This is a genomic window from Pseudomonas sp. UBA4194 (genome assembly GCF_002379585.1).
Classification (GTDB): domain Bacteria; phylum Pseudomonadota; class Gammaproteobacteria; order Pseudomonadales; family Pseudomonadaceae; genus Aquipseudomonas.
The window spans coordinates 21089-25230 of record NZ_DFUE01000082.1; the positions used below are offsets into that span (position 1 = coordinate 21089).

General features: G+C 62.2%; 3 protein-coding genes. All 3 read right to left on the minus strand.

What is annotated here, in order from left to right; genetic code table 11:
- Positions 1 to 412: 412 nt before the first annotated feature.
- The 3 genes from B3397_RS19815 to B3397_RS19825 all read right to left on the minus strand — a co-directional run bounded on the left by B3397_RS19815 (position 413) and on the right by B3397_RS19825 (position 3570).
- Positions 413 to 1102, minus strand: coding sequence for an RraA family protein (locus B3397_RS19815; RefSeq protein WP_296253343.1), 690 nt, complete (start codon positions 1100 to 1102; stop codon positions 413 to 415).
- Positions 1103 to 1394: 292 nt separating this feature from the next.
- On the minus strand, positions 1395 to 2222 hold the full coding sequence (locus B3397_RS19820; protein WP_296253339.1) for a transporter substrate-binding domain-containing protein: 828 nt from the start codon (positions 2220 to 2222) through the stop codon (positions 1395 to 1397).
- 34 nt (positions 2223 to 2256) lie between these two features.
- The gene (locus tag B3397_RS19825) at positions 2257 to 3570 is read right to left on the minus strand and encodes an OprD family porin (protein ID WP_296253341.1); all 1314 of its coding nucleotides are present in this window, start codon (positions 3568 to 3570) and stop codon (positions 2257 to 2259) included.
- Positions 3571 to 4142 lie beyond the last annotated feature (572 nt).

Below are 4142 nucleotides of genomic sequence, written 5' to 3' on the forward strand. Positions count from 1 at the left end.
GTACAGCGCCAATGCGTTGTTCCTGAAACACCGCGGTGCCCCCGACCCGGCTTACGCAGGTGCGACACCGCAGCCTGTAGCAGCGGCGTAAGCCGCGTCCGGCCCCACCGCGTTACCCCTGATACACCGCGGCGCCCCCTACCCGGCTTACGCCGGCGCGACACCGCAACCTGTAGCAGCGGCGTAAGCCGCGTCCGGCACCACCGCGTTACCCCTGATACACCGCAGCGCCCCGGACCCGGCTTACGCCGGTGCTACAGGGTGTCGTACGGCGCCAATCGTCGTTCCTGACACCCCGCGGTACCCCCGACCCGGCTCAAGCCGGTGCGACACCGCAACCTGTAGCAGCGGCGTAAGCCGCGTCCGGCACCACCGCGTTACCCCTGACACACCCCGACGCCCCGGACCCGGCTTACGCCGGTGGTCCGGGCGGGAGATCGCAGCCTAATGCTTTTAGCTTGGTGACCACCCAATCGCGGTTATTGCGACCTTCGGCGATTGCTTTCAGTTTAAGCACCTCGGCGGCGTGGCGTTCGCTGGCCAGGGCATGCACGCGGTCGACATCGGCCAGTGGCACGCAGAGCAGACCATCTTCGTCGCCGACCATCAAATCACCTGGCTCGATCACCATGCCGTCGATGGCAATGGCGACGTTGATCTCCCCCGGTCCATCTTTATAGGGCCCACGATGGGTGATGCCTGCGGCGTAAACGGGTAACGGGTTGCCTCGTATGCTTTGGCTATCCCGCACCGCGCCATTGATCACCACCCCGGCCAGCTGCTTCTTGGCGGCGAATGCCAGCATGAGCTCGCCCACCAACGCATTGGTCAGATCGCCGCCGGCATCCACCACGATCACATCCCCCGGCTGCGCGATGTCAAGGGCGTAGTGAACCATCAGATTATCGCCGGGGCGGCACTTCACGGTCAGCGCCGCACCCACCATCCCGCCGCCGCGGTGCAGTGGGCGCAGGCGCGTCCCGGCAGCCGTCATTCGGCCCATTGAATCGCTGATATTAGCCACTGGCAGATCGCGGTAACGCTCGATCTGCTCGGCAGTGACCTTGCGCTTGCGCGGTAGCACTCGAAAACCCGAAGACATTTTTTCCTCGATAGCAGGTATGGCAATGGAGACCATTGATTCAATTCCATGGAGACAGCCCAAACCACCTCACGCCGGTGCGACACCGCAACCCTGTAGCAGCGGCGTAAGCCGCGTCCGGCACCACCGCGTTACGCCTGATACACCTCCGGTGCCCCGGACCCGGCTTACGCCGGTGCTACAGGGTGTCGTGCGGGGCCGGTGCGTTACGCCTGATACACCCCGGCGCCCCGGACCCGGCTTACGCCGGTGCTACAGGGTGTCGTGCGGCACCGGTGCAACACCGCCGGTGTCACTGGGTGTGGTCACGGTACTTGTCGTGCAGAGCACGCAAGCCAGCCGAGGGTGTCAGGTCGTTGCGCTCGCCTACTTCGATCAGCCAGCCCGTGCGGTGCCAGTCGCGCACGATGGCATCCAGTCGTGCACGGGCGTCGGGAGAGTCCTTGCGCAACCAGATCACCGAGTGCAAAGGCTCACGATCCGGTGGCAGCGGTATCTCGTAATCCGCCCACTCCGGCTTGTTGAGCAACGACAGCATGGTCGGGCTCACGTGAACGGCCGCCACACAACCATTGCCGCGCAGCGACAGCAAAGACTCCGCCTGACTGCGAAACGCCTTGATCTGGGCACCATAGGTTCCACGCAACCAGTTGATGAAATTGCTGCCCTGGGAAACACAGACCGGCTTGTCACGCAGATCTTCCCAACGAGTAATTCCGCTGTTCTTGTGCATCAGTGCCGCCGCTGCAACCTCTTCATAGGGCGTCGGGACGTAGTCGAGCATCTTGGCGCGCTCTGGCGTCAGATTCATGTTGGCAATCAGAATGTCGACCTTGCCCTGCTGCAGAAACGCAACGCGGCTGGGCGCCAGTACCGGCACCAGTTCGACATCGACATCCAGAGCCTTGCCCACCGCGTTGGCGAGTTCGACGTTATAGCCGGTGGGGGCGCCGGTCTTGGGGTCCAGCGTGCCAAACGGCAAGCCGCTGAGCATGACCCCCACACTGATCTTGTGGCGCGCCTGAATTTTCTCCAGCGTTTCATCGGCATGGGCAGCGTTGGCCGCCACCGTGAACGAGAGTGCTAGCGCGGACAACGACATCAACAGATTTCGATACATGGGCAAAGCCTTCAGGAAAGTTGCAGCCAGGGAATTAGAAAAGCGCCACGGTGTAACTGAGGATCAACCGGTTCTGGTCTTGATCGCGCTGGCTGGTCACGCCCGAGCGCAGCGATGCGTTGCGCCAGGTCATGCCCAGCCCTTTGAGCGGTCCTTGCGGCACGAGGTAACCCAGGCTGAAATCCCGTTCCCATTCACTGCCACTCCCCGCTGCGTCGATGCCGCTGCCCGACAGGTAGGAGAGATAGGTGGTCAGGCCCGGCAGGCCGAGATGGGCGAAGTCGTAGCCGTATTGGGCGACCCAGGTGCGCTCGCCTGAACGCTGGAACTTGCCGATCTGCTTGTTGGTGATCAGGTAGGCCGTGGCGCCGTCCCCTTGGTTGAGAAACGGAAAGTCACTGTCACCGTGCACTTGCTGATAGCCGGCGCCCAGGGAGTGACCCTGGAGCGTGTAGGTGAACAGCGCGCTCCAGGTCTGGTTATCGACTTCACCACTGGTGCCGGCCTTGCCAGACAGTTTGTAACCTTGCAGGCGCCCTTGCTGGCTGCCGTTGGCGCCATCAGCATCGCTGTAGAAATAGCGCAGGTCGGTCTTGAGCTTGCCCATCGGCAGTTGCAACTGATGAGTGAGGCCCACGAAGTGCTGTTTATAGAAGTCGTCCAGGTTACCGAAGTAATACTGGGCCAGCAGGTCGGGCGTCACCTTGTAATCGGCACCGGCGTAGTAGAAGGCATTGCTGCGTTGCCCGGTCCGGCTGTTGGCACCGGCCACCGAAAGCGAGTCAGCGCTGGTGGAGTTGCGTGCCTTGGCATGTTCCAGCTTGCCGCCAATCAGTGTCAGGTTCTTGAACTCCTTGCTGGTGAGCTCGCCCCCTTCGAAGGTTTGTGGCAGCAGGCGGCCGTCGTTATAAACCACTACCGGGAGCTTGGGCTGCAAGGTACCCAGACGTGCCTCCGTCCTGGAGATACGGGCTTTGGCTGTCAGCCCCAGGCTGGAAAATTCGTCCACGGCGCGATTGTCGCTACCGCTGGGAAACAGCTGACCGCCGCCAGCGCTGCCGGCGTTGTACGCGGTACCTTTGCCTGAATCCAGCTTGAGCCCCAACAGACCCAGAGCATCGACGCCCAGGCCAACCTGCCCTTGGGTGAAGCCTGACTGATATTTAAGAATGAAACCTTGCCCCCATTCTTCCTGCTTCGACGGGTTGGCCTCGCCATCGCGGTTATCACCGTTGAAATAGAAGTTTCTGGCGGTGACGGTGGCCTTGCTGTCTTCGATGAAGCCGGCGGCTTGAGCCTGCTGGGCACAAAGACCGAGCATGACCACGGCGGCGGTATTTCTGTACATCCAAAACTCCCTAGACTGCGCCCCCTGAGCGAGCGCTGACGCTGTACAAATAAGCAGAACCTGTTGATCCCGCCGGTGGCGGAAATCGTCGGGAGCGCATGCTAGGGAGTGCGACGGATGAGGAACAGGTTTAATAGCGCATATCAATATGCCAGCAGCGAATCTAACGATCTCGCGTCTGGGCATAAGCAGTGTTTACGCGTTGCACAGGCTGATGGCGTATCAAGTGGAACGCGAAACCATCAACGACCGTTATCGTTTATGGTCAAGGCCTGATGCTTTTCAAGCCCGTCAGCGCATCTTGTAGCAGCGGCGTAAGCCGCGTCCCGCCCCACCGCGTCACCCCTGACACACCCCAGCGCCCCGGACCGGCTTACGCCGGTGCTACAGGCTGTCGTGCGGCGCCGACCCACACCGCAATCCTGTAGCAGCGGCGTAAGCCGCGTCCGGCACCACCGCGTCACCCCTGACACACCCGAGCGCCGCTGGGTCGTTCTTCACACACCCACACCGCAACCCTGTAGCAGCGGCGTAAGCCGCGTCCCGCCCCACCGCGTCACCCCTGACACACC